This is a genomic window from Pseudomonas sp., from assembly GCF_049301935.1.
In the GTDB taxonomy this organism is placed as follows: Bacteria; Pseudomonadota; Gammaproteobacteria; order Pseudomonadales; family Pseudomonadaceae; genus Aquipseudomonas.
In genome coordinates this window covers 18,256-39,247 of record NZ_JBAQLP010000043.1, presented here as the reverse complement: position 1 = coordinate 39,247, position 20,992 = coordinate 18,256, and the positions used below count along the sequence as shown (strand labels likewise).

The 20,992-nt window shown below is 62.9% G+C and carries 19 protein-coding genes and 1 tRNA gene; 9 read left to right on the top strand and 11 right to left on the bottom strand.

The features are described 5' to 3' along the window. Positions 1 to 115: 115 nt before the first annotated feature. The 8 genes from WA145_RS06195 to WA145_RS06160 form a co-directional block, all read right to left on the bottom strand. Positions 116 to 871 carry a substrate-binding periplasmic protein gene (locus WA145_RS06195; RefSeq protein WP_422580728.1) on the bottom strand — a complete coding sequence of 252 codons (756 nt, stop codon included), beginning with the start codon at positions 869 to 871 and terminating at the stop codon, positions 116 to 118. A 136-nt stretch (positions 872 to 1,007) separates the two neighbouring features. Then, entirely contained in the window at positions 1,008 to 1,763 is a 756-nt protein-coding gene (locus tag WA145_RS06190; protein WP_422580727.1) for a substrate-binding periplasmic protein, read from the bottom strand. A 251-nt stretch (positions 1,764 to 2,014) separates the two neighbouring features. Beyond that, on the bottom strand, positions 2,015 to 2,785 hold the full coding sequence (gene hisF, locus WA145_RS06185) for an imidazole glycerol phosphate synthase subunit HisF (RefSeq protein WP_422580726.1): 771 nt from the start codon (positions 2,783 to 2,785) through the stop codon (positions 2,015 to 2,017). A 97-nt stretch (positions 2,786 to 2,882) separates the two neighbouring features. Continuing rightward, entirely contained in the window at positions 2,883 to 3,620 is a 738-nt protein-coding gene (hisA, locus tag WA145_RS06180; protein ID WP_422580725.1) for a 1-(5-phosphoribosyl)-5-[(5-phosphoribosylamino)methylideneamino]imidazole-4-carboxamide isomerase, read from the bottom strand. Positions 3,621 to 3,656: 36 nt separating this feature from the next. Next, positions 3,657 to 3,917, bottom strand: coding sequence for a DUF2164 domain-containing protein (locus WA145_RS06175; RefSeq protein ID WP_422580724.1), 261 nt, complete (start codon positions 3,915 to 3,917; stop codon positions 3,657 to 3,659). Then, positions 3,918 to 4,556, bottom strand: coding sequence for an imidazole glycerol phosphate synthase subunit HisH (gene hisH / locus WA145_RS06170; RefSeq protein WP_422580723.1), 639 nt, complete (start codon positions 4,554 to 4,556; stop codon positions 3,918 to 3,920). After that, positions 4,557 to 5,150 (bottom strand): imidazoleglycerol-phosphate dehydratase HisB, encoded by a 594-nt coding sequence (gene hisB / locus WA145_RS06165; protein WP_422580722.1) that lies wholly within the window; start codon positions 5,148 to 5,150, stop codon positions 4,557 to 4,559. It lies immediately after the preceding gene. A 140-nt stretch (positions 5,151 to 5,290) separates the two neighbouring features. Next, complete coding sequence (locus WA145_RS06160) at positions 5,291 to 6,952, bottom strand: OFA family MFS transporter (RefSeq protein ID WP_422580721.1); 1,662 nt, start codon at positions 6,950 to 6,952, stop codon at positions 5,291 to 5,293. Between the two features lie 445 nt (positions 6,953 to 7,397). Between WA145_RS06160 and WA145_RS06155 the strand changes: the two genes are divergently transcribed. From WA145_RS06155 to WA145_RS06140, 4 genes are all read left to right on the top strand, one after another. Continuing rightward, positions 7,398 to 9,632, top strand: coding sequence for an AsmA family protein (locus tag WA145_RS06155; RefSeq protein WP_422580720.1), 2,235 nt, complete (start codon positions 7,398 to 7,400; stop codon positions 9,630 to 9,632). Continuing rightward, entirely contained in the window at positions 9,629 to 10,702 is a 1,074-nt protein-coding gene (mutY, locus tag WA145_RS06150; protein ID WP_422580719.1) for an A/G-specific adenine glycosylase, read from the top strand. Before WA145_RS06155 ends, mutY begins: the two co-directional genes overlap by 4 nt. Further along, positions 10,699 to 10,971 carry an oxidative damage protection protein gene (locus WA145_RS06145; protein ID WP_422580718.1) on the top strand — a complete coding sequence of 91 codons (273 nt, stop codon included), beginning with the start codon at positions 10,699 to 10,701 and terminating at the stop codon, positions 10,969 to 10,971. Before mutY ends, WA145_RS06145 begins: the two co-directional genes overlap by 4 nt. Positions 10,972 to 11,178: 207 nt before the next feature. Next, positions 11,179 to 11,254: transfer RNA gene (locus WA145_RS06140), tRNA-Phe, on the top strand. A 128-nt stretch (positions 11,255 to 11,382) separates the two neighbouring features. On the opposite strand, the gene WA145_RS06135 is transcribed toward WA145_RS06140, so the two are convergent. Then, positions 11,383 to 11,670: a Tar ligand binding domain-containing protein gene (locus tag WA145_RS06135; protein WP_422580717.1), complete on the bottom strand. Its 288-nt coding sequence runs from the start codon at positions 11,668 to 11,670 to the stop codon at positions 11,383 to 11,385. 170 nt (positions 11,671 to 11,840) lie between these two features. Between WA145_RS06135 and WA145_RS06130 the strand changes: the two genes are divergently transcribed. The 5 genes from WA145_RS06130 (at position 11,841) to dctM (ending at position 18,385) form a co-directional block, all read left to right on the top strand. Next, positions 11,841 to 13,655, top strand: a complete 1,815-nt coding sequence (locus WA145_RS06130) for a sensor histidine kinase (protein WP_422580716.1) — start codon at positions 11,841 to 11,843, stop codon at positions 13,653 to 13,655. Then, on the top strand, positions 13,652 to 15,043 hold the full coding sequence (locus tag WA145_RS06125) for a sigma-54-dependent transcriptional regulator (protein WP_422580715.1): 1,392 nt from the start codon (positions 13,652 to 13,654) through the stop codon (positions 15,041 to 15,043). The genes WA145_RS06130 and WA145_RS06125 overlap by 4 nt, the downstream gene beginning before the upstream one ends. A 293-nt stretch (positions 15,044 to 15,336) precedes the next feature. Then, complete coding sequence (gene dctP / locus WA145_RS06120) at positions 15,337 to 16,326, top strand: C4-dicarboxylate TRAP substrate-binding protein DctP (protein ID WP_422580714.1); 990 nt, start codon at positions 15,337 to 15,339, stop codon at positions 16,324 to 16,326. 131 nt (positions 16,327 to 16,457) lie between these two features. After that, positions 16,458 to 17,105, top strand: a complete 648-nt coding sequence (locus WA145_RS06115; RefSeq protein WP_422580713.1) for a TRAP transporter small permease — start codon at positions 16,458 to 16,460, stop codon at positions 17,103 to 17,105. After that, a complete protein-coding gene (gene dctM, locus WA145_RS06110) occupies positions 17,102 to 18,385 on the top strand; it encodes a C4-dicarboxylate TRAP transporter large permease protein DctM (RefSeq protein ID WP_422580712.1) in 1,284 nt (427 codons plus the stop codon). The genes WA145_RS06115 and dctM overlap by 4 nt, the downstream gene beginning before the upstream one ends. A 175-nt stretch (positions 18,386 to 18,560) precedes the next feature. Here dctM and WA145_RS06105 read toward each other — a convergent pair whose 3' ends face one another. Both WA145_RS06105 and ubiH read right to left on the bottom strand, forming a co-directional pair. Further along, complete coding sequence (locus tag WA145_RS06105) at positions 18,561 to 19,778, bottom strand: 2-octaprenyl-3-methyl-6-methoxy-1,4-benzoquinol hydroxylase (protein ID WP_422580711.1); 1,218 nt, start codon at positions 19,776 to 19,778, stop codon at positions 18,561 to 18,563. A 29-nt stretch (positions 19,779 to 19,807) separates the two neighbouring features. Continuing rightward, complete coding sequence (gene ubiH / locus WA145_RS06100) at positions 19,808 to 20,992, bottom strand: 2-octaprenyl-6-methoxyphenyl hydroxylase (RefSeq protein WP_422580710.1); 1,185 nt, start codon at positions 20,990 to 20,992, stop codon at positions 19,808 to 19,810.

The following is a 20,992-nucleotide window of genomic DNA, read 5'->3' as shown; positions in this document are numbered from 1 at the left end:
GGCTTGCCCGCGATGCTTTTGCGTGGCTGGCTTTCGCGGGCAACCCCGCTCCTACAAAGGCCTACAGCACGGAGCAACAGGTAATGAGTACATAGCCTTTTAATAACGCCTGAAATTACAGGTAGTTATTGGTCATCTCGTCGATAAAGCCTTCGGCGCGCAGTTCGTCCAGCGCTTTCTGCAGACGCTGCACCACCTCATCCGGGGTGTCCTTGTTCAGTGCCAGGTACAGCTCGGCCTCGTTAAAGCGCAGCGCGGTATTCAGGCCACTGACGCCTTCCTGCTTGGCCAGGTAGCGGCCCACCGGATCGGTGGTGGCCCACAGGTCGATCTTGCCACTGAGCAGCTTCTTGATGTTCTCCTGATCACGCAGCGCATTGACCGGACTCAGCCCCTGGCTTTCCAGATGCTGACTAACCGCGTCATTTTTGTAGGCGCCAATTTGGTACTGCGCTGCATCTTTGAGGCTGGCGACGCTTACGTTATTACCCGGCGCCGCCAGCAGCACCCAACCGGTCTTGGCCAATGGCCCCACCCACTTGAACAGTGGCTGACGTTCAGCCGTAAAGGTGGTGGAGAACAGGCCGTAGTTGGCCTTGTCCAGGGTCAGGCGATACAGGCGATCCCAGGGGAAGCGCAGGGTCAGGGTGTACTGGATATCGGCGCGCTTGAACATCGCCCGTACGATCTCGGCACTGATGCCGTCGATTCCGTCATCACGGGCAAAGTTCTTGTCATCCACCGCCATATTGAACGGTGGGAAGTTCTCCGTCAGCAGCACCACTTTGTAATCAGCCGGCAGCTCGGCACGGGCTGCGCAGGCACTCAGGACAAGCCCGAACAACAGGCTGGCTTTCAGGGTTTTCAACATAGGTCATTCCGCTCGCATGAATTGTGATTATGGCTAGCGGCATCCCTGCTCGGGCGAGTGCCCGGCGACGTACGTACGTGGCGTCAACCATCCATGGCCGCGGGTCGGCTTGTGACCGGCCCGCTGGTTCTTCGCATTAGAGGTAGTTGTTCAACGTGTCGTCGACAAAACCTTCGCTGCGCATCTTATCCAACTCGGCTTGCAGCTTCTGCACCACTTCGTCCGGCACCTCTTTGTTCAGCGCCAGATAGAGTTCGGCGCTGTCGAAACGCAGGATGGTTTTCAGTCCGGACACACCTTCCTGCTTGGCCAGATAACGGCCCGCGGGATCACCAGTGGCCCACAGGTCAATCTGACCGGCCATCAGCTTCTTGGCGTTTTCCGTGTCGCGCAGGGCGGTGATCGGCTTCAGGCCTTTTTCCACCAGGTGCTCGGCAATCGCGTCGCCCTTGTAGGCGCCGACCTTGTACTGCTTGGCGTCGTCCAGGCTGGTCAGGCTGATGGCGCTATCGGCCTTGCCGAGCAACACCCAATCATCCGGACCAATCGGGCCAACCCATTTGAACAGCGCCTCACGCTCCGGCAGACGCGCGGTGACAAACACGCCATAGCCCGGCTTTTCCAGCGCCAGCTTATAGATGCGAGCCCAAGGGAAGCGCAGGGTCATGTTGTACTTGATGCCGGCGCGCTGGAACATTTCGCGGATGATATCCACGGCGATGCCGTCGATATTGTCTTCCCGGGCGAAGTTCTTGCCGTTGATGGCCATGTTGTATGGCGGGAAATTTTCCGTCAGTAGCACCAGGCTGTAGTTAGGGTCGACTTCGGCCCGGACACTGCTCGCCAGCAACCAACTCGCGCCCAGCAAGGCCATTAGCAGAGGTTTGAACATAGGGACTCACTTATTGGAATTATCAGCCAAGCCGCAGCATAACCAGCCACACCAGGGCCGGCCTAGGCTTCGCCGAGCAGAGGTGACCAACTGGTCGCAGTTTGAACATTAAAAGGCAGATTCATACAAGCGCATAGGCCCTGCGCAGAAGGACGAATCGAGCATCAAGCCGCACACTCTAATCGAGAGTGCGACCAGCTGTTGTCGACTCGCCCGCAGTAGCGGCCGGCAAAGCTGCCGACCCGCGAGGGTTAACGCACTACGATACCGCGAGCGGCCATATACGCCTTGGCTTCCGGCACGGTGTATTCGCCGAAGTGGAAGATGCTCGCCGCCAATACAGCAGCCGCCTTGCCTTCGAGAATGCCGTCAGCCAGGTGCTGCAGGTTGCCGACGCCGCCGGAAGCGATCACCGGAATGCCGACCATTTCACTGATGGCGCGGGTCACGCCCAGGTCGTAGCCGCTCTTGACGCCGTCCTGATCCATGCTGGTGAGGAGGATCTCGCCGGCGCCGAGGTCTTCCATCTTCTTCGCCCAGAGCACGGCATCCAGACCGGTGGGCTTGCGCCCGCCGTGGGTGAAGATTTCCCAACGCGGGGCCTCGCCTGGCTTGGAGACCTTCTTCGCGTCGATGGCGACGACTATGCACTGCGAGCCAAAGCGCGAGGCGGCTTCGCCAACGAATTCCGGGGTAAACACCGCGGCGGTGTTGATCGACACCTTATCCGCGCCGGCATTCAGCAGGTTGCGAATGTCCTGCACGGTGCGCACGCCGCCACCCACGGTGAGCGGGATAAACACCTGGCTGGCCATGCGCTCGACGGTGTGCAGGGTGGTGTCGCGGCCGTCGACGCTGGCGGTGATGTCGAGAAAGGTAATTTCGTCGGCGCCCTGCTCGTCATAACGACGGGCGATCTCCACCGGATCGCCGGCGTCGCGGATGTTCTCGAACTGCACGCCCTTGACCACGCGGCCATTGTCCACGTCGAGGCAGGGGATGATGCGTTTAGCCAGTGCCATAGCAGTGCTCTCGTAGGATGGGTCGAGCGCAGCGATACCCATCGATCAGGTAATTGGCGATGGGTTAAGCCGCTGCGCGGCTAACCCATCCTACGGTTTAGCCTTTATAGGAATCGCAGAAGGCTTGCGCCTCGGCGACATCCAAAGTGCCTTCGTAGATGGCACGACCGGTGATCGCGCCGATAATGCCCGGCGCGCGCGCCAGCAGCAGCTTCTCGATATCACTGAGGTTATGGATGCCACCGGAGGCGATCACCGGGATGCGGCTGGCGGCAGCCAGGGCCGCAGTGGCCTCGACGTTGCAGCCCTGCATCATGCCGTCTTTGGCGATGTCGGTATAAACGATGGCGGAGACGCCGTCGGCCTCGAAGCGCTTGGCCAGATCGGTGGCCTGCACGGTCGACACTTCAGCCCAGCCGTCGGTGGCAACGAAACCGTCTTTGGCATCCAACCCGACTATGACCTTGCCCGGAAAGGCCTTGCAGGCATCGGTGACGAACTGCGGGTCTTTCACCGCCTTGGTGCCGATGATCACGTAGCTGACGCCGGCACGCACGTAATGCTCGATGGTTTCCAGGGTGCGGATGCCACCACCGATCTGGATCGGCAGGGTCGGGTAGCGTTTGGCGATCGCGGTGACCACCTCGCCGTTGACCGGCTGGCCTTCGAAGGCGCCATTCAGGTCGACCAGGTGCAGACGGCGGCAGCCACCCTCGACCCACTTGGCGGCCATGCTTACCGGGTCATCGGAGAACACCGTGGAGTCTTCCATGCGGCCCTGGCGCAGACGCACGCAGGCGCCGTCCTTCAGATCGATAGCGGGGATAATCAGCATCGGTTGAACCTGCTCAAGTCGTGTGAATTCGGTGGGTCAGCTCTTTTCCAGCGCCCATAGGTCGCTTTCGATGCTCTCGAACCGTTCTTTCAGGTGAGTCTGCACATCGAAAATCGCCCGGTTGTAGTAGTGCGGTGCAATCTCGCGGGCAAACAGCTCCAGTACCTCAGCGGCCTCGAAACTGCCCAGTTCCAGCTCGAAGCGCTCGGCCATAAAACGCTTGAGCACCAGGCAGGCTTCACGCTCCTGCTCGGCGCTCAAAGTCATGCTCGGCGGCTTCGCCTTGGCCCGGCTCATTTACCAGCGGCCATCCCAGGCGGCGAAATTCTGCAGCAGCTGCAGGCCGTGGGTATGGCTCTTTTCCGGGTGGAACTGCACGGCAAAGCGCGAGCCTTCGGCCAGCGCGGCGGCGAAATCCTTGCCGTAATGACCGCGACCGACCACCTGCTTGGGGTTGCCGGCCTCGATGTAATAGCTGTGCACAAAGTAAAAGCGCGCCAGATCCGGAATGTTGTGCCACAGCGGGTGCTTGATCGACTGCGCCACCTCATTCCAGCCCATGTGCGGCACTTTCAGCGGCTCGCCGTCTTCGACCATGTCCTTGCCGAAGAAGCGCACCTGGCCGGGGAACAGGCCGATGCAATCGACCCCGTCGTTCTCTGCGCTGTGTTCCAGCAGCGCCTGCATGCCCACGCAGATGCCGAGAAACGGCCGGTCAGCGCTAACTTCACGCACCAGGCTGTCGAAGCCCAGGCGCTTGATCTCGGCCATGCAATCGCGAATCGCACCGACGCCAGGGAATACCACGCGGTCGGCTTCGCGAATCACCTGGGCATCGCTGGTCACCAGCACCTTGCCGGCACCGACGTGCTCGAGGGCCTTGGCCACCGAGTGCAGGTTGCCCATGCCGTAGTCGATTACTGCAACGGTCTGCATTTACAGGCAGCCCTTGGTCGAAGGCATCTGCCCGGCCATACGCTCGTCCAGGGTCACGGCCATGCGCAGGGCACGGCCGAAGGCCTTGAACACGGTTTCGATCTGGTGGTGGGTGTTGCTGCCGCGCAGGTTATCGATATGCAGGCTGACCAGGGCGTGGTTGACGAAGCCCTGGAAGAACTCCTGGAACAGGTCCACATCGAAGCCGCCGACCACCGCACGGGTGAACGGCACGTGCATCTGCAAACCGGGACGGCCGGAGAAGTCGATCACCACGCGCGACAGCGCTTCATCCAACGGCACATAGGAATGGCCGTAACGGGTCATGCCCTTCTTGTCGCCAATGGCCTGGGTGAACGCCTGGCCGAGGGTGATGCCGACGTCTTCCACGGTGTGGTGGTCGTCGATATGCAGGTCGCCCTTGCACTGGATATCCAGGTCGATCAGGCCGTGACGGGCGATCTGATCGAGCATGTGTTCGAGGAAGGGCACGCCAATATCGAACTTGGCCTTGCCCGTGCCATCCAGGTTGATCGAGACCTTGATCTGGGTCTCCAGGGTATTGCGCTCGACGGATGCCGTACGTTCGGCCATCACCAGCTCCACAAAATCGTTGTACCAAAGGGCGGCCATTATAGGCCGATAAGCACAAAACCTTGAAGCAAGCCGAGCAGATAGCAAAAATCCCGTGGGCGCACAGTGACGCCCACGGGACTCAAGGCTGTATCAGCGATTTACTGGAACAGCGTCGCGGTTTTTTGCAGGGTGATCCAGATGCCCCAGGCCAGTGGCAGCCCGACTGCCAGCCAGGCGGCCATCGCCAGCGGTTTGGACGCCGGATCAGCCGACCACTCCAGCACCGCAACCTCACCACGACCCGCGTCATGACTCAGGGCGCGCTCGGCAGCCAACTCGGCTTCGCTCATAAAGTACTTATCCGCCACCGGGCGCACCAGCAGGTTGCAGATAAAACCCAGCACCAGCAGGCCAGCGAGGATGTACAGGGTGATGTCGTAGGCCGCGGCGCGCTCCACGCCGATGCTCAGCTGGTACTCACGCAGGTAGTTGACCAGCACCGGGCCAAGTACCCCGGCGGCAGCCCAGGCAGTCAGCAGGCGACCGTGGATAGCCCCAACCATCTGGGTACCAAAGAGGTCGGCCAGGTAAGCCGGCACCGTGGCAAAACCACCGCCGTACATCGACAAGATAATGCCAAAAGCCAGCACGAACAGCGCCAGGCTACCCAGCTGCCCCAGCAACGGCACGGCGGCGTAGAGCGCAAAGCCCAGGCCGAAGAACACAAAGTAGGTGGCTTTACGGCCGATAAAGTCCGAGCAGGAGGCCCAGAAGAAGCGGCCACCGATGTTGAACAGGCTGAGCAGGCCGGTGAAGCCCGCAGCAATCGCGGCAATCTGCCCGAGTTGTGCGGCACTCAAGTCGTTGAAGGACAGGTCGTTACCCAGCAGTTGCCCGGCAAACACTTCCTGCAGCAGCGGCGAAGCCATACCGATGATGCCGATACCCGCCGACACATTAAGGCACAGCACGGCCCAAATCAGACGGAATTGCGGGGTTTTCCAAGCCACGCTGACATGCACATGGCGGTTGGTGATCATGGTGTTACTCGCCTTGGCCGCCGGCGCCTTCCAGCCAGCTGGTTTCCAGCCGGTTGGCGGCACACGGTAGGACAGAGCACCGCCGACCATAAAGACGAAGTAGATGATCGCCATGACCACGAAGCTCTGCCATACGCCGACGCCATCAGCGCTGGCAAAGTGGTTCATCAGCTCAGCCGCCAGCGGCGCGCCGACCATGGCACCACCGCCAAAGCCCATGATGGCCATACCGGTGGCCATGCCGCGTTTGTCCGGGAACCACTTGATCAGCGTCGACACCGGCGAGATATAACCGAGCCCCAGGCCGATACCGCCGATCACCCCGGAGCCCAGCCACAGCAACCAGATTTGATGGTGGTAGATGCCCAACGCGGAAATCAGCAACCCGCCGCACCAGCACAACGCCGAGACCAGGCCAGCCTTACGCGGGCCGGCATGCTCCAGCCAGCCACCCCACAAGGCCGCCGAGCAGCCGAGAAAAACGAAGAACAGCGTGTAGATCCAGCCGAGCATGGAAATCTGCCAGTCGCAGTTGCTGGCGAATATCTGTTCGAAGAAACCCATATCGGCAGCACAAGCCAGCGGAGCGTCGATACCTATTGCCTTGGACAAGGGCAGCCAGAACACCGAGAAGCCATAGGCCATACCGATACACAAATGAATGGCCAAAGCGGCCGGCGGAACCAGCCAGCGGTTAAAACCGGCAGTCGCGATAATGCGTTCCTTGGACAGAAACGCAGGCATCGCTGAATCACCGTCCAATACGAGGGCGTCAGTCATAGTCTTCTTCTCTTATTGTGACGTGCAGGCAAGGCACTGATCGTAAAGCGTGCGCGAGATAGCGAACGCGAATCGAGGGTAGCATCGCTGCCGCCGGCGTCGTACAGGCAGCCCACCCTCCATTAGTCGTATAACCCTGCCGAGCGCCAACGCGCCGTCGTTAACCGAGGCGCCACTCCCAACAGCTGACGCGCCCCCCCCCCGCCCACTCACCACGCGAAGGGAACCGGCGGCGATTTGACTGGCCAAACGCCTGTGCCAAGCCGCCCAGTAACGGGCCCAAGCCCCTCACCCATGGCCGGAATAAGGCACCCAAGCGGCAGAAGCCACTTGTAAAATTACCCTGTAAACGGGACTGTCGACGGACCAGACAAAAGCGCTGGCGCTATACTCGCCGGCTTAATAGTTGCTCTTCACCCTCTCGCTTCGAAACAAGGATTCGCACATGAAAGCGCTCGGCAAAATCCTCGGCCTGTTTGTTCTCGGGCTCTTGCTGATCATCGTGGCGTTGGGCTTTGCCCTCACCCACCTGTTCGATCCCAACGATTACAAAGACGAAATCCGCCAGCTGGCGCGCGACAAAGCCAATCTTGAGCTGACCCTCAAGGGCGATATCGGCTGGAGCCTGTTCCCCTGGCTCGGTCTGGAGCTGACCGACGCCACGCTCGCCAGCGCCAACACCCCGGATAAACCCTTCGCCGACCTGCGCCTGCTCGGCCTGTCGGTGCGCGTGCTGCCGCTGCTGCGCAAAGAAGTGCAGATGAGCGACATCCGCATCGACGGCCTCAACCTCAACCTGCAACTCGACGAAAAAGGCCGCAGCAACTGGCAAGATGTCGGCAAACCGGCCAAAGCCGCGACCGCAGCTACCGACGCGCCAGTAGCAAGCAGCAACAATGCTCCGGTCGACAGCCCAGCCGCCGAGCCTGGCGCAAGCAGCCAGCCACTGAAGCTGGATATCGACAGCCTGATCGTCAACAGCGCGCGCATCGACTACCACGACGCACAGAAAGGCCAGCAATTCAGCGCCGAAAGCATCCAGCTGACCACCGGGGCGATCCGCGAAGGCGCCGCCATTCCAGTCAAACTCAGCGCCTTCTTCGGTCTCAACAAGCCGGTATTGCGCGCCCGCAGCGAGCTGCAGGGCGAACTGCGCTTCGATCGCGCCCTCAAGCGCTATCAGCTGGAAGACGCCAAACTGTCCGGCGAAGTGTCCGGCGAACCCTTCGACGGCCAGACCCTGACCTATTCGGCCCAGGGCCAGCTGCTGGTCGACCTGGCCGCCCAGGTCGCCGAGTGGAACGGCCTGAAGTTCTCCGGCAACCAGCTACGCGCCCTTGGCGAGCTGAAAGTGCGCGACCTCGACAAGCAGCCAAAGCTCAGCGGCGGCCTGTCCATTGCCCCACTCAACCTGCGTGAGTTCCTCGCCACCATCGGCCAGAAACTGCCGCCGATGAATGACGACAAGACCCTCAGCCAGTTCGAACTGGTCACCCGCCTGAGCGGCAGCGACAACAGCCTGACCCTCGAAGACCTCAAACTGACCCTGGATGACAGCCACTTCAGCGGCCAGCTGGCGATTGCCGACTTCACCAAGCAAGCCCTGCGCGTGCAACTCAAGGGCGACCAGCTAAACCTCGACCGCTACCTGCCCGCACCGTCCAAGGACGCCAAAGATGCCGGCGCTGCCCGCAAGGCCGAGGTCAAGGCCAGCGTCGCCAGCGCCGGGCAAAGCGGCAGCACACCGCTGCCCGATGCGCCGACCCAACACGCCTGGAGCAGCAGCGAAGTGCTGCCGATCGAGACGCTGCGCAAGCTCGACATGCAACTGGATATCGGCCTCGATCAGCTCACCGTCCAGCAGCAGGAAATCAGCAGCTTCAGCGCCAAGGCGCAGAGCAAAGGCGGCCTGCTGACCCTGCAGGATGTGCGCGGCAACATCGGCAATGGCAGCTTCGATGCCAAAGCCAGCATCGACGTGCGCCCAGCCGTGCCGCTGCTCAGCGTGCAAAAGAACCTCAGCCGCATTCAGATCGAACCTTTCCTGAAAAAGCCCGAGCAGCCTTCGCCAGTCAAAGGCCTGCTGGACTTCAAAGCCAGCCTAAGCACCAGCGGCAACAGTCAACGCGCCTGGGTCGACGGGCTGAGCGGTGATGCCAGCTTCCTGCTGAATGACGGCGTGCTGGTCGACGCCAACCTTGAGCAGCAGCTGTGCCGTGGCATTGCCACGCTCAACCGCAAATCCCTGAGCAGCGATCCACGCGGTAAGGACACCCCCTTCGAAACCCTGCAAGGCAGCCTGACTCTGCGCAACGGCGTGGCCCACAATCCCGACCTCAAGGCGCTGATTCCGGGCCTGGCGGTCAGCGGCAATGGCGATCTGGACCTGCGCATCCTCGGCCTCGACTACCGTGTCGGCATCACCATCACCGGCGATCAACGCGAAATGCCCGACCCGGCCTGCCAGGTCAACGAGCGCTATGTGGGTATCGAATGGCCAGTGCGCTGCCGTGGCCCGCTGGAAATGGGCGGCAAGGCCTGCCGCCTGGACCAGGACGGCCTGGGCAAGGTCGCCACCAAACTGGCCGGCAACAAGCTCAACCAGAAGATCGAAGAGAAACTCGGCGACAAGGTCAGTCCCGAGCTGAAAGATGCGCTCAAAGGCCTGTTCAACCGATGAGCCCCGAGCAGTTTTCTGCCGCAGTACTCAACTGGTACGACAGCCACGGACGCAAGGACCTGCCCTGGCAACAGGGCATCACGCCCTACCGCGTGTGGGTCTCGGAGATCATGCTGCAGCAAACCCAGGTCAGCACGGTGCTCGGCTACTTCGACCGCTTTATGGCCGCCCTGCCCACGGTCAATGACCTGGCCGCCGCGCCGGAAGACGAAGTGTTGCACCTGTGGACGGGCCTGGGCTACTACACCCGCGCACGCAATCTGCAGAAAACCGCGCAGATCGTTATGCGCGAACATGCCGGCGAATTCCCCCGCGATGTCGACCAGCTCACCGCACTGCCCGGCATCGGCCGTTCCACCGCCGGCGCCATCGCCAGCCTGAGCATGGGCCTGCGCGCCCCCATTCTCGACGGTAACGTCAAACGCGTACTGGCGCGCTACGTGGCCCAGGAAGGCTATCCCGGCGAGCCAAAAGTGGCGAAACAGCTGTGGGATGTGGCCGAGCGCTTTACCCCGCACGCCCGAGTCAACCACTACACCCAGGCGATGATGGACCTGGGCGCGACCCTGTGTACCCGCAGCAAACCCAGCTGCCTACTGTGCCCGCTGCAGAGCGGCTGCCAGGCGCACCTGCTCGGCCTGGAGATCCGCTACCCGATCGCCAAACCGCGTAAGGCGCTGCCACAGAAGCGCACACTGATGCCGATTTTCGCCAACCGCCATGGCGAGGTGCTGCTCTATCGCCGCCCGTCCAGCGGTCTGTGGGGCGGCCTGTGGAGCCTGCCGGAGCTGGACGAAGCAACGGCCATCAGCACGCTGGCCAGCCGCCACAGCCTGCAGCTCGGCGCGCAGCGCGAACTAAGCGGCCTGACCCACACCTTCAGCCACTTCCAGCTGGCCATCGAACCCTGGCTGATCCAGGTCGACGCCGCGCCAGCCGCCGTGGCCGAGGCCGACTGGCTCTGGTATAACCTCGCCACCCCGCCGCGCCTGGGCCTCGCCGCCCCAGTAAAGAAACTGCTGAAGCGCGCGGCCGATGCACTCGCAGCAAATACTGGAGAAACGCCATGACCCGCACCGTACAGTGCCGCAAACACAAGCAAGAACTCCCCGGCCTGGAGCGCCCACCGTATCCAGGCGCCAAAGGTGAGGACATCTTCAACAATGTCTCCAAGCAAGCCTGGGACGAATGGCAGAAGCACCAGACCCTGCTGATCAACGAACGCCGCCTGAACATGATGAACGCCGAAGACCGCAAATTCCTCCAGGCCGAGATGGACAAATTCCTCTCCGGTGAGGAATACGCCCAGGCCGACGGCTACGTGCCGCCCAGCGAGTAAGTGGCCAGGTACTACACCCCAGCCCGGATAAAGCGCGGCACGCGCTGTAATCCGGGACAGCAGCCTCCCGGATTACGCCAATGCTTATCCGGGCGACCCAACCACCCCGTACACCCCTGCCCGAACCTAAGCGCCCGTAATAATTAAATATTTTTCAAACTCACGCTTGACACCCACCCCTCAAATCCGTCTAATAGCGCCCCGTTAGCCCGGGTAGCTCAGTCGGTAGAGCAGGGGATTGAAAATCCCCGTGTCGGCGGTTCGATTCCGTCCCCGGGCACCATGAATACCGAGAAACCCCAAGCGAAGTTAAATTCCTTGGGGTTTTTTCTTGCCTGCGATTTATGCCGTCTGAAGCATTTCTGCCCCAAATCCTCTGCCGCCCCGCAAGATCACACCAGAAGGTCTTGCCTACTTGCCGGCCCTACGCGCCAGAAATAGAAAAACACCCTCATACAGGGTGCGGCTGAACGGGCCGGCGCGGTATTTATGCAACGCATCGACCATCGCCACTGCATAGGCATCGGACACCACCTTGAGCTGGCTGATCGGCCGCATGCGGTCGTTAAATAATTCGTCGAAACTGTGATTAAGGCGACTGGCGTTGGACAGCGCCATGCCAATGACTGCAATCAATACCAGCAATGGCACCACCGCCAATAGCAACAACCGTGCACGTACGGTCAATTGAGCCAGCATGATGGTATCTCCGAGGAAACACAGGCGCGGGCTGTCCATACGGGCGCAAACGGGGCGGCATCAATGCTCCAGGGCGATGCCGAACACCTTGAGTATTGACCATATCGGCGAGCTTGCCCGCTTATTGCATAAGCGCCACTCTGAACCTATGACCCTGCTCGAGTAAGCGCATGCCCACCACCCATCCTCACCCGCATCGCCCGCGCTGGCGCAGCCTGGCCATCCTCGCCCTGCTGCTGGCCCCCCTGCTGTGGCCGCTGCAGCAGTTGGCCGAGCGTTACTACAGTGGCGTGCTGGTGGAGCAGAACCGCCAGACCCTCGACCTCTACGTGGCCAACCTGCTCGGCACCCTGCGCCGTTATGAAGTGCTACCGCCGATTCTTGCCGACCTGCCCGCCGTGCGTCTGGCCCTGCGCCAGCCACAGGATCACAGCGTGCGCCACGCCGCCAACCAGTTGCTAAGCCAGGTGCGTCAGCAGACCGGGGCCGATGTGATCTACCTGATGGCCGCCGATGGCAACACCCTGGCCGCGTCCAACTGGCAACAGGACGACTCCTTCGTGGCGCGCAACTTCTCCTACCGCCCATATTTTAAAGAAGCCATGCACGGCCGTCCTGGGCGCTTCTTCGGCCTGGGCACCACCTCGGGCAAGCGTGGTTACTTTTTTGCCGCACCGATCCGCGAGGGCCAGCAGATCCTTGGGGTGATGGTGGTCAAGATCGACCTCGACCACACCGAAACGCTCTGGGGCCAGCGCCCGGAGCAGCTGCTGGTCACCGACAGCTACGGCGTGGTGATCCTCACCTCGCAGGCGCAGTGGCGGTTTCACGCCACCCGCGCGCTGGATAACGTCGAGCGCGCAACGATTGCCGATACCCAGCCGTACCGCGTGCAATCGCCACCGCCGCTGCAGCTCGAAGCAAACGCCTGGCTGCGCCAGGAGCGCCCGCTTGAAGACATCGGCTGGACCGTGAGTATTCTCACGCCACAAGCGCAGCTCGACCGCCCGGTACGCACCGCCGTTGCAGTCGGCGGCAGCGCGCTGTTGCTGCTGATCATGCTGCTCGGCCTGTTGATGCAGCGCCGCCGCCACTACCTGGAACGCATCGCCCTCGACAGCCAGGCGCGCCAGCAGCTGGAGCAGCGCGTGCTGGAACGCACCCTGGATCTGGAACGGCTCAACAGCCGACTGCGACAGGAAGTGCTGGAGCGCGAACAGGCGCAACAGGAGCTGGTGCAGGCTCAGGATGAACTGGTGCAGGCCAGTAAACTCTCGGCCCTGGGCACCATGAGTGCGAGCATCAGCCATGAACTCAACCAGCCGCTGGCCGCCATCCGCAGCTACGCCGACAACGCCGGTGTGCTGCTCGACCACCAGCGCGGCGACGACGTGCGCGCCAATCTCAAGCTGATCAGTCAGCTCACCGAGCGCATGGCCTCGATCATCGCCCACCTGCGCGCCTTCGCCCGCCGTGACCGCCACGCCCCGGAAAGCGTGGCCCTGCAGCCGGCCATCGACGATGCCCTGGCCCTGCTGGCCAAACGCCGCCAGGCCATGCAGGTCGAACTGATCCGCGACCTGCCGAACGCCACCCTGTGGGTGCAGGCCGGGGAAACCCGTTTGCGCCAGGTGCTCGGCAACCTGCTGGCCAACGCCCTCGACGCCTTGAGCGAAGTGCCGCAGCCGCGCCGGCTGTGGTTAAGTGCCGAACTCACCGCCGAGGGCGTCGACCTACACCTGCGCGACAATGGCCCCGGCTTTAGCCAGGAGGCGCTGCAACGCGCCCGCGAGCCCTTCTTCACCACCAAGACCAGCGCCCAGGGCCTCGGCCTCGGCCTGGCCATTTGCGATACCCTGATGCGCGCCCTGGGCGGCGAACTGCTGCTGGCCAACCACCCCGACGGCGGCGCCCAGCTGACCCTGCGCCTGCGCGCCGCGGATCAGGGCATCAAAACCCAGTCGCCAGAGGACTTTGTGGTATGAGCATGATCGACTCCCGCACCCAGGTGTTGCTGATCGACGACGACCCGCACCTGCGTCAGGCGCTGAGCCAGACCCTCGACCTGGCCGGACTCAAGGTCAGCAGCCTGGCCGATGCCCAAGGCGTGGCCGCGCGCATCGAGCGCGACTGGCCGGGCGTGGTGGTCAGCGATATCCGCATGCCCGGCATCGACGGCCTGCAACTGCTGCAGCAATTGCAGGAACAGGACCCGGAACTGCCGGTACTGCTGATCACCGGCCACGGCGATGTGCCGCTGGCGGTGCAGGCCATGCGCGCCGGCGCCTATGACTTTCTGGAAAAGCCCTTCGCCAGCGACGACCTGCTCGATAGCGTGCGCCGCGCCCTGGCATTGCGCCGCCTGGTGCTGGATAACCGCAGCCTGCGCCTGGCCCTGGCCGATCGCCACACCCTGTCGGCGCGTTTGGTCGGCCAGTCGCCGGCGATGCTGCGCCTGCGCGAGCAGATCGGCGCCCTGGCCGGGATCAACAGCGACGTGCTGATCCTCGGCGAAACCGGTGCCGGCAAGGAAGTGGTGGCGCGCGCCCTGCACGATTTGTCCAACCGTCGCGCCGGGCCGTTTGTGGCGATCAACGCCGGCGCCCTGGCCGAGTCGGTGGTGGAAAGCGAGCTGTTCGGCCATGAGCAAGGCGCCTTTACTGGGGCGCAGAAACGCCGCATCGGCAAGTTCGAATTCGCCAATGGCGGCACCCTGTTCCTCGATGAAATCGAAAGCATGAGCCTGGAAGTGCAGGTCAAACTGCTGCGCCTGTTGCAGGAGCGGGTAGTCGAGCGCCTCGGCGGCAACCAGCTGATTCCCCTGGATATCCGGGTGATTGCGGCGACCAAGGAAGACCTGCGCCAGGCCGCCGACCAGGGGCGTTTCCGCGCCGACCTGTATTACCGCCTGAACGTCGCCCCGCTGCGCATCCCGGCCTTGCGTGAGCGTGGTGAAGATGCCCTGCTGCTGTTCCAGCACTTTGCCGAAGCTGCCAGCAGCCGTCATGGCCTGGCCGAACGCAGCCTGCAACCGGGCCAGCGCGCGGCGTTGCTGCGTCATCCCTGGCCGGGCAACGTACGCGAGCTGCAGAACGCCGCCGAACGCTTCGCCCTGGGCCTGGAACTGGACCTCGACCTGCAAGCCCAGGCGGCCCCGCTACCTGATGCAGACGGCAACGGCGGCGGCCTGAACGCCCAGGTGGAAGCCTTCGAGCGCAGCCTGATCAGCGCCGAACTGAGCCGCTCGCACAGCTCGCTGCGCAGCCTGGCCGAGGCCCTGGGCGTGCCGCGCAAGACCCTGCACGACAAACTGCGCAAACACGGCCTGAGCTTCGCCGACGCTGGCGGAAGCTCGCCAGACAACCTCGACTAGCTGGCGGATTTCCGCCAAAAGCTACGCAAACGGCCTGTACAGCCGCTCGTGAAAACTGCTGCAAAAACCCGTTAGGCCTTGCCGCTGCTGCATTTCACGCCGTTCGCAGCGGCCACGCCAGCGCCTGGCATGGCGGTTGCTCTAGCCTCTTGCAGGCGACTCACAGACGCATAGTTCTAGGCCATCTGCCCAACGCCCGTCATTTTCTGACAGGCCGCCTAGACTTGAACCTGTTCGCCCGACTTGTAGCGCTGCGGCGCATCACGCTATACAAAAACAAGAGGAAAGACTCCATGTTCAAACTGACTGCCAAGGCGCTCGCATGCGCCCTGTCGCTGAGCATCGCCGGCATGGCCCAAGCGGCCGACCCGATCGTGATCAAGTTCTCCCACGTGGTCGCCGACCACACCCCCAAAGGCCAGGGTGCCGTGCTGTTCAAGAAGCTCGCCGAAGAGCGTCTGGGCGACAAGGTCAAGGTCGAGGTTTACCCGAACTCCTCGCTGTTCGGCGATGGCAAGGAAATGGAAGCGCTGTTGCTCGGTGACGTGCAGCTGATCGCCCCATCGCTGGCCAAGTTCGAGCAGTACACCAAGCAAATCCAGGTATTCGACCTGCCGTTCCTGTTCCAGGACATGGCCGCCGTCGACCGCTTCCAGCTGAGCCCGGAAGGTCAGGCGCTGCTGAAATCCATGGAAGAGAAAAACATTACCGGTCTGGCCTACTGGCACAACGGCCTCAAGCAGCTGTCCGCCAACAAGGCGCTGCGTGAGCCGAAGGATGCCCGCGGCCTGAAGTTCCGCGTACAGGCCTCTGCCGTACTGGAAGAGCAGTTCAAGGCGGTTAAAGCCAACCCGCGCAAAATGAGCTTCGCCGAGGTTTACCAAGGCCTGCAGACTGGCGTGGTTAACGGTGCCGAGAACCCCTACTCGAACATCTACAGCCAGAAGATGCATGAAGTGCAGAAGTTCATCACCGAGTCCAACCACGGCGTGCTGGACTACATGCTGATCACCAACACCACGTTCTGGAACGGCCTGCCTGCCGATGTACGCAGCGAGCTGGACAAGATCATCGTGGAAGTGACTGCCGAAGTGAACAAGCAGGCTGGCGCTCTGAACGATGGCGACAAGCAGCGCATCCTCGACGCCAAGACCACCGAAATCATTACCCTGACCCCTGAGCAGCGTAATGCATGGCGCGATGCCATGAAGCCGGTGTGGGGCAAGTTCGAAGCGGAAATCGGTGCCGACCTGATCAAGGCTGCCGACGCCGCCAACCAGTAGGATGGATTGAGGGCCTGCGACGATACCCATCACCCTAGGCGATGGGTATCGCTGCGCTCAACCCATCCTGCCCTGCGGACACCCACCTGCAGCGACCCTGCGCGATCCACTCCACACTGGAGACTCTATCGATGAACGCCTTGCGGCGCGTCTGGGACCACTTCGAGGAAGGCTTTATCGCCTTTCTGCTGGCCGCCATGACGCTGGTGACCTTCGTCTACGTGATCCTCAATAACCTCTACACGCTGTTCTACAACCTGGCGGATCGCTGGGAAGGCAGCAGCGAGTTGTTCTTCGCCATTGGCGACAGCATTCTCGGCATGGCCCAGTCGATGACCTGGAGCATTGCCCTGACCAAGGCGTTATTCGCCTGGTTGATCTTCTTCGGCCTGGCCTACGGCGTGCGCACCGCCGGGCATATCGGCGTCGATGCGCTGGTAAAACTGGCGAGCAAGCCGGTGCAGCGGGTGATCGGCCTGATTGCCTGCCTGGCCTGCCTGGGCTATGCCGGGCTGATCACCGTGGCCAGCTTCGACTGGGTGAAAACCCTGTTCACCGCCGGCATCGGCGCCGAGGACCTCGGTCACTACGGCATCATGCAATGGCATATCACCCTGATCGTGCCGTTCGGCTACGCCATGGTGTTTATCCGCTTCTTGGAAATCTTCGTGCGCATCCTGCGCAACCAGCAGACCGGCCTGGGCCTGGCCGATGAAGCCGCCGAAGCGATGAAACTGACCGAGCACGATGAGCCTCACAATAAGGGGAAGCTGCAATGACCATCCTGTTCCTCTTTATTCTGCTGTTTCTGCTGATGTTTATCGGCGTGCCGATTGCCGCCTCCCTGGGCCTGGCCGGCTCGGTGACCATCATGCTGTTCAGCCCGGACTCGGTACGTTCGCTGGCGATCAAGCTGTTCGAAACCAGCGAACACTACACCCTGCTGGCGATTCCGTTCTTCCTGCTGTCCGGTGCCTTTATGACCACCGGCGGCGTGGCCCAGCGCCTGATCGATTTCGCCAACGCCTGCGTCGGCCATATCCGTGGCGGCCTGGCGATTTCCGCGGTAATGGCTTGCATGCTGTTTGCCGCACTCTCTGGCTCATCCCCTGCCACCGTGGCGGCGGTGGGCTCGATTGCCATCGCCGGCATGGTGCGCTCCGGTTATCCGCAGGCATTCGGCGCCGGTATCGTGTGTAACGCCGGCACCCTGGGCATCCTGATTCCGCCGTCGATCGTCATGGTGGTGTATGCCGCCGCGACCGAGCAGTCGGTGGGCAAGCTGTTTATGGCCGGCGTGGTACCAGGCCTGCTGCTGGGCGTGGCACTGATGGTGGCGATCTATATCGTCGCGCGGAAGATGAACCTGCCGGCCATGCCGCGCGCCAGCCTGCGCCAGCTGCTGAGCACCGCGCGCAAGGCGATCTGGGGCCTGCTGCTGATGGTGATCATCCTCGGCGGCATCTACTCGGGCATGTTCACCCCCACCGAGGCCGCTGCGGTGGCGGCGGTCTATGCCGGCTTCGTGGCGCTGTTCGTGTACAAGGACATGAGCATCCGCGAGTGCCCCAAGGTGCTGCTGGAGTCTGGCAAGCTGACCATCATGCTGATGTTTATCATCGCCAACGCCATGCTCTTCGCCCACGTGCTGACCACCGAACAGATCCCCCAGACCATCACCGCCTGGGTGATCGAGATGGGCCTGCAGCCGTGGCAGTTCCTCCTGGTGGTAAACATCGTGCTGCTGGTGGCGGGCGCCTTTATGGAGCCGTCGGCGATCATCCTGATCCTCGCGCCGATCCTCTTCCCGATTGCCGTGCAGCTGGGCATCGACCCGATCCACCTGGGCATCATCATGGTGGTGAACATGGAGATCGGCCTGATCACGCCGCCGGTGGGACTCAACCTGTTCGTCACCTCGGCGGTGACCGGTATGCCGCTCACCGCCGTGGTCAAGGCCGCCTGGCCATGGCTGATGCTGCTGCTCGGCTTCCTCATGGTGATCACCTACATCCCGGCCGTGTCCATGGCCCTGCCCAACTGGCTGGGCATGAGCTGACCGCAACTCCGTGTGTACTTCCCTGCACACTTTTCAGCCCGGCCTTAGCGCCGGGCTTTTTTTGCCTGTAGCTTTTGTAGGGTGGGTTAGCCGCGTACCGCCATGGCCAGGTTCACGCCGCTCGGCGCGCGGCATAACCCACCATCGGCGTAACGCACGTCACTGGGCTAGATAGTTAAACCCGCGCCAACTCCGGCAGGTCGCCGGACAGTCCCAGGGCCTGACGCACAAACAGCGCCTTGGCTTCCGGCAGCTCATCCACCCAGTTGAGGCCGCTGTTGCGCAACCAGCGCACGGGCAGCGGGTCGGCCTGGAACAGCCGCTCGAAGCCCTCCATCGCCGCCATCATCGCCAGGTTGTGCGGCATGCGCCGGCGCTCGTAACGGCTGAGCACCTTCACATCACTCAGGCGCTCGCCACGCTGCGCCGCATGCAGCAGCACTTCAGCCAGCACCGCGACATCGAGAAAGCCCAGGTTGACGCCCTGCCCAGCCAGTGGGTGGATGCTGTGCGCGGCATCGCCGATCAGCGCCAGGCCCTCTTCGACATAACGTTTGGCATGCCGCTGCCGCAATGGAATACACAAACGCGCATCGGCATGCAGGATGTCGCCCAGGCGATGCTCGAAGGCAAAGCCGAGGGCGCGGCGGAAACCCACATCATCCAGGGCCATCAGCCGCTCGGCTTCGCTTGGGGTGACCGACCAGACAATCGAGCACCAGTGTTCGCCTTCAGGGCCGGCCAGCGGCAGAAAGGCCAGCGGGCCGTCATCGGTAAAGCGTTGCCAGGCAGTGGCCTGGTGCGGCTTGCTGCAGCGCACGCTGGTGACGATGGCATGGTGCAGGTAATCCCATTCGCGGGTGGCGCTCCCGGCCAGACGACGCACCGCCGAGTTGGCGCCGTCTGCGGCAATGATCAGCGGCGCGCGCAGCTCGCGACCGTCCTTCAGGCTGAGCAGCCAGCCATCACCGGAGCGGCGCAGCTGCTCCAGGCGGGCGCCCGGTAGCAGACCGATCGGGCTGTCGTGCAGACGATCGAGCAGGGCATCCTGCACCACGCGATTCTCGACGATATGGCCGAGCGCTTCGGCGTGCACGCTGGCCGCGCTGAAATGAATCTGCCCGGTACCCGAGCCGTCCCATACCTGCATCTCGCCATAGGGACAGGCGCGCCGCGCGGCAATGCCGGCCCACACACCGAGGCGGTCGAGAATGCGCTGACTGGCCACCGACAGTGCACTGACCCGTGGTTCGAAGGCGGCTTGCGGATCAAAAGGTTTGACGCTCAACGGGCCGCCATCGACCAGCAGAATCTCCAGCCCCTGATCCTGCAGGGCCAGCGCCAGGGCGCTGCCGACCATACCCGCACCAACGATAATCAGATCCGCGTGCATCTTGCTTCCTTAAGAATGGGGTGCAGGCCTTACTGCGGCCGGGTGCCGAGGCCCATGGCCTGGCGGGCGAACCAGCGTTTCGCCGGCGGTAATAGATCGAGGCCAAGCAAGCCGAGGTTGCGCCCGGCAGCCAGCAGCGGCTGGCCGGTGCTGAACAGACGGGTAACCCGATCGGAGAAGCCGACGGTTAGCTGCTGATCGCTCTGCTGACGGCTCAGGTAACGCTGCAGGGTGGCCAGATCGCCCAGCGGCGCGGCGCTTTCCAGCAGGGTTTCGGCCAACACCAGGGTGTCGCGCAGGGACAGGTTGTAGCCCTGCCCGGCAATCGGGTGCAGGCTGTGCGCGGCATTGCCGAGCACCACCAGGTGCTGGCGCACCTGCTCCTTGGCCGCCGTCAGGGCCAGCGGGTAGAGATGGCGCGCGCCAACCTGGCGCAGGCTGCCCAGGCGATAGCCGAAGGCCTGCTGCAGCTCGGCGAGAAATGCCGCATCGTCCAGCTCTGAAAGCCGCTCGGCTTCCTGCGCGGCACGGGTCCAGACCAGGGCGCAGCGGTTATCCGCCAGCGGCAGCAGGGCCATCGGCCCCTCTTCGGTAAAGCGCTCAAAGGCCAGGCCGTTGTGCGCATCCGTAGGGCTGAGGTTGGCGATCAGCGCGCTCTGCCCATAGGGCGTGTTGCTCACGGCGATGCCCAGTTGCTCGCGCAGCCCGGAGCGGCCGCCCTCGGCGAGAATCGCCAGGCTGCAGTCCAGCTCGCTGCCGTCGTCCAGGGTCAGACAATAGCCATCGGCCAGGGCCTGCATGCGCGTCACCTGGGCCGGGCTGCGCCAGCTCACCACCTGCTGATCCAGGGCCTGCCACAGGCATTCGCCGAGCCAGGCATTTTCCACCACATAACCCAGCGCCGGCACGCCCTCTTCCTCGGCGCTCAGGCGCGCGGCGGCGAAACGGCCACGGTCGGAAACATGAATCTGCCTGATCGACTCGGCGCGCTGGCTGATCGATTGCCACAGGCCGAGCCGTTGGTAGATCTGCTGCGAACCGAACGACAGCGCAGTGGAGCGCGCATCGTAGCTGGGCTGATAACCATTGCCTGGGGTGAACGGTTCGATCAGGCAAATGCGCCAGCCACGCTGCTTGGCTTCGGCCTGCAAGGCCACGGCCAGGCTAGCGCCAACCAGGCCGCCGCCAATAATCGCAATGTCGACGCGTGACAT

Coding starts and splice junctions, on each gene's coding strand:
- WA145_RS06195 (WP_422580728.1), bottom strand. CDS start 871: ATGTTGAAAACCCTGAAAGCCAGCCTGTTGTTCGGGCTTGTCCTGAGT.
- WA145_RS06190 (WP_422580727.1), bottom strand. CDS start 1,763: ATGTTCAAACCTCTGCTAATGGCCTTGCTGGGCGCGAGTTGGTTGCTG.
- hisF (WP_422580726.1), bottom strand. CDS start 2,785: ATGGCACTGGCTAAACGCATCATCCCCTGCCTCGACGTGGACAATGGC.
- hisA (WP_422580725.1), bottom strand. CDS start 3,620: ATGCTGATTATCCCCGCTATCGATCTGAAGGACGGCGCCTGCGTGCGT.
- WA145_RS06175 (WP_422580724.1), bottom strand. CDS start 3,917: ATGAGCCGGGCCAAGGCGAAGCCGCCGAGCATGACTTTGAGCGCCGAG.
- hisH (WP_422580723.1), bottom strand. CDS start 4,556: ATGCAGACCGTTGCAGTAATCGACTACGGCATGGGCAACCTGCACTCG.
- hisB (WP_422580722.1), bottom strand. CDS start 5,150: ATGGCCGAACGTACGGCATCCGTCGAGCGCAATACCCTGGAGACCCAG.
- WA145_RS06160 (WP_422580721.1), bottom strand. CDS start 6,952: ATGACTGACGCCCTCGTATTGGACGGTGATTCAGCGATGCCTGCGTTT.
- WA145_RS06155 (WP_422580720.1), top strand. CDS start 7,398: ATGAAAGCGCTCGGCAAAATCCTCGGCCTGTTTGTTCTCGGGCTCTTG.
- mutY (WP_422580719.1), top strand. CDS start 9,629: ATGAGCCCCGAGCAGTTTTCTGCCGCAGTACTCAACTGGTACGACAGC.
- WA145_RS06145 (WP_422580718.1), top strand. CDS start 10,699: ATGACCCGCACCGTACAGTGCCGCAAACACAAGCAAGAACTCCCCGGC.
- WA145_RS06135 (WP_422580717.1), bottom strand. CDS start 11,670: ATGCTGGCTCAATTGACCGTACGTGCACGGTTGTTGCTATTGGCGGTG.
- WA145_RS06130 (WP_422580716.1), top strand. CDS start 11,841: ATGCCCACCACCCATCCTCACCCGCATCGCCCGCGCTGGCGCAGCCTG.
- WA145_RS06125 (WP_422580715.1), top strand. CDS start 13,652: ATGAGCATGATCGACTCCCGCACCCAGGTGTTGCTGATCGACGACGAC.
- dctP (WP_422580714.1), top strand. CDS start 15,337: ATGTTCAAACTGACTGCCAAGGCGCTCGCATGCGCCCTGTCGCTGAGC.
- WA145_RS06115 (WP_422580713.1), top strand. CDS start 16,458: ATGAACGCCTTGCGGCGCGTCTGGGACCACTTCGAGGAAGGCTTTATC.
- dctM (WP_422580712.1), top strand. CDS start 17,102: ATGACCATCCTGTTCCTCTTTATTCTGCTGTTTCTGCTGATGTTTATC.
- WA145_RS06105 (WP_422580711.1), bottom strand. CDS start 19,778: ATGCACGCGGATCTGATTATCGTTGGTGCGGGTATGGTCGGCAGCGCC.
- ubiH (WP_422580710.1), bottom strand. CDS start 20,992: ATGTCACGCGTCGACATTGCGATTATTGGCGGCGGCCTGGTTGGCGCT.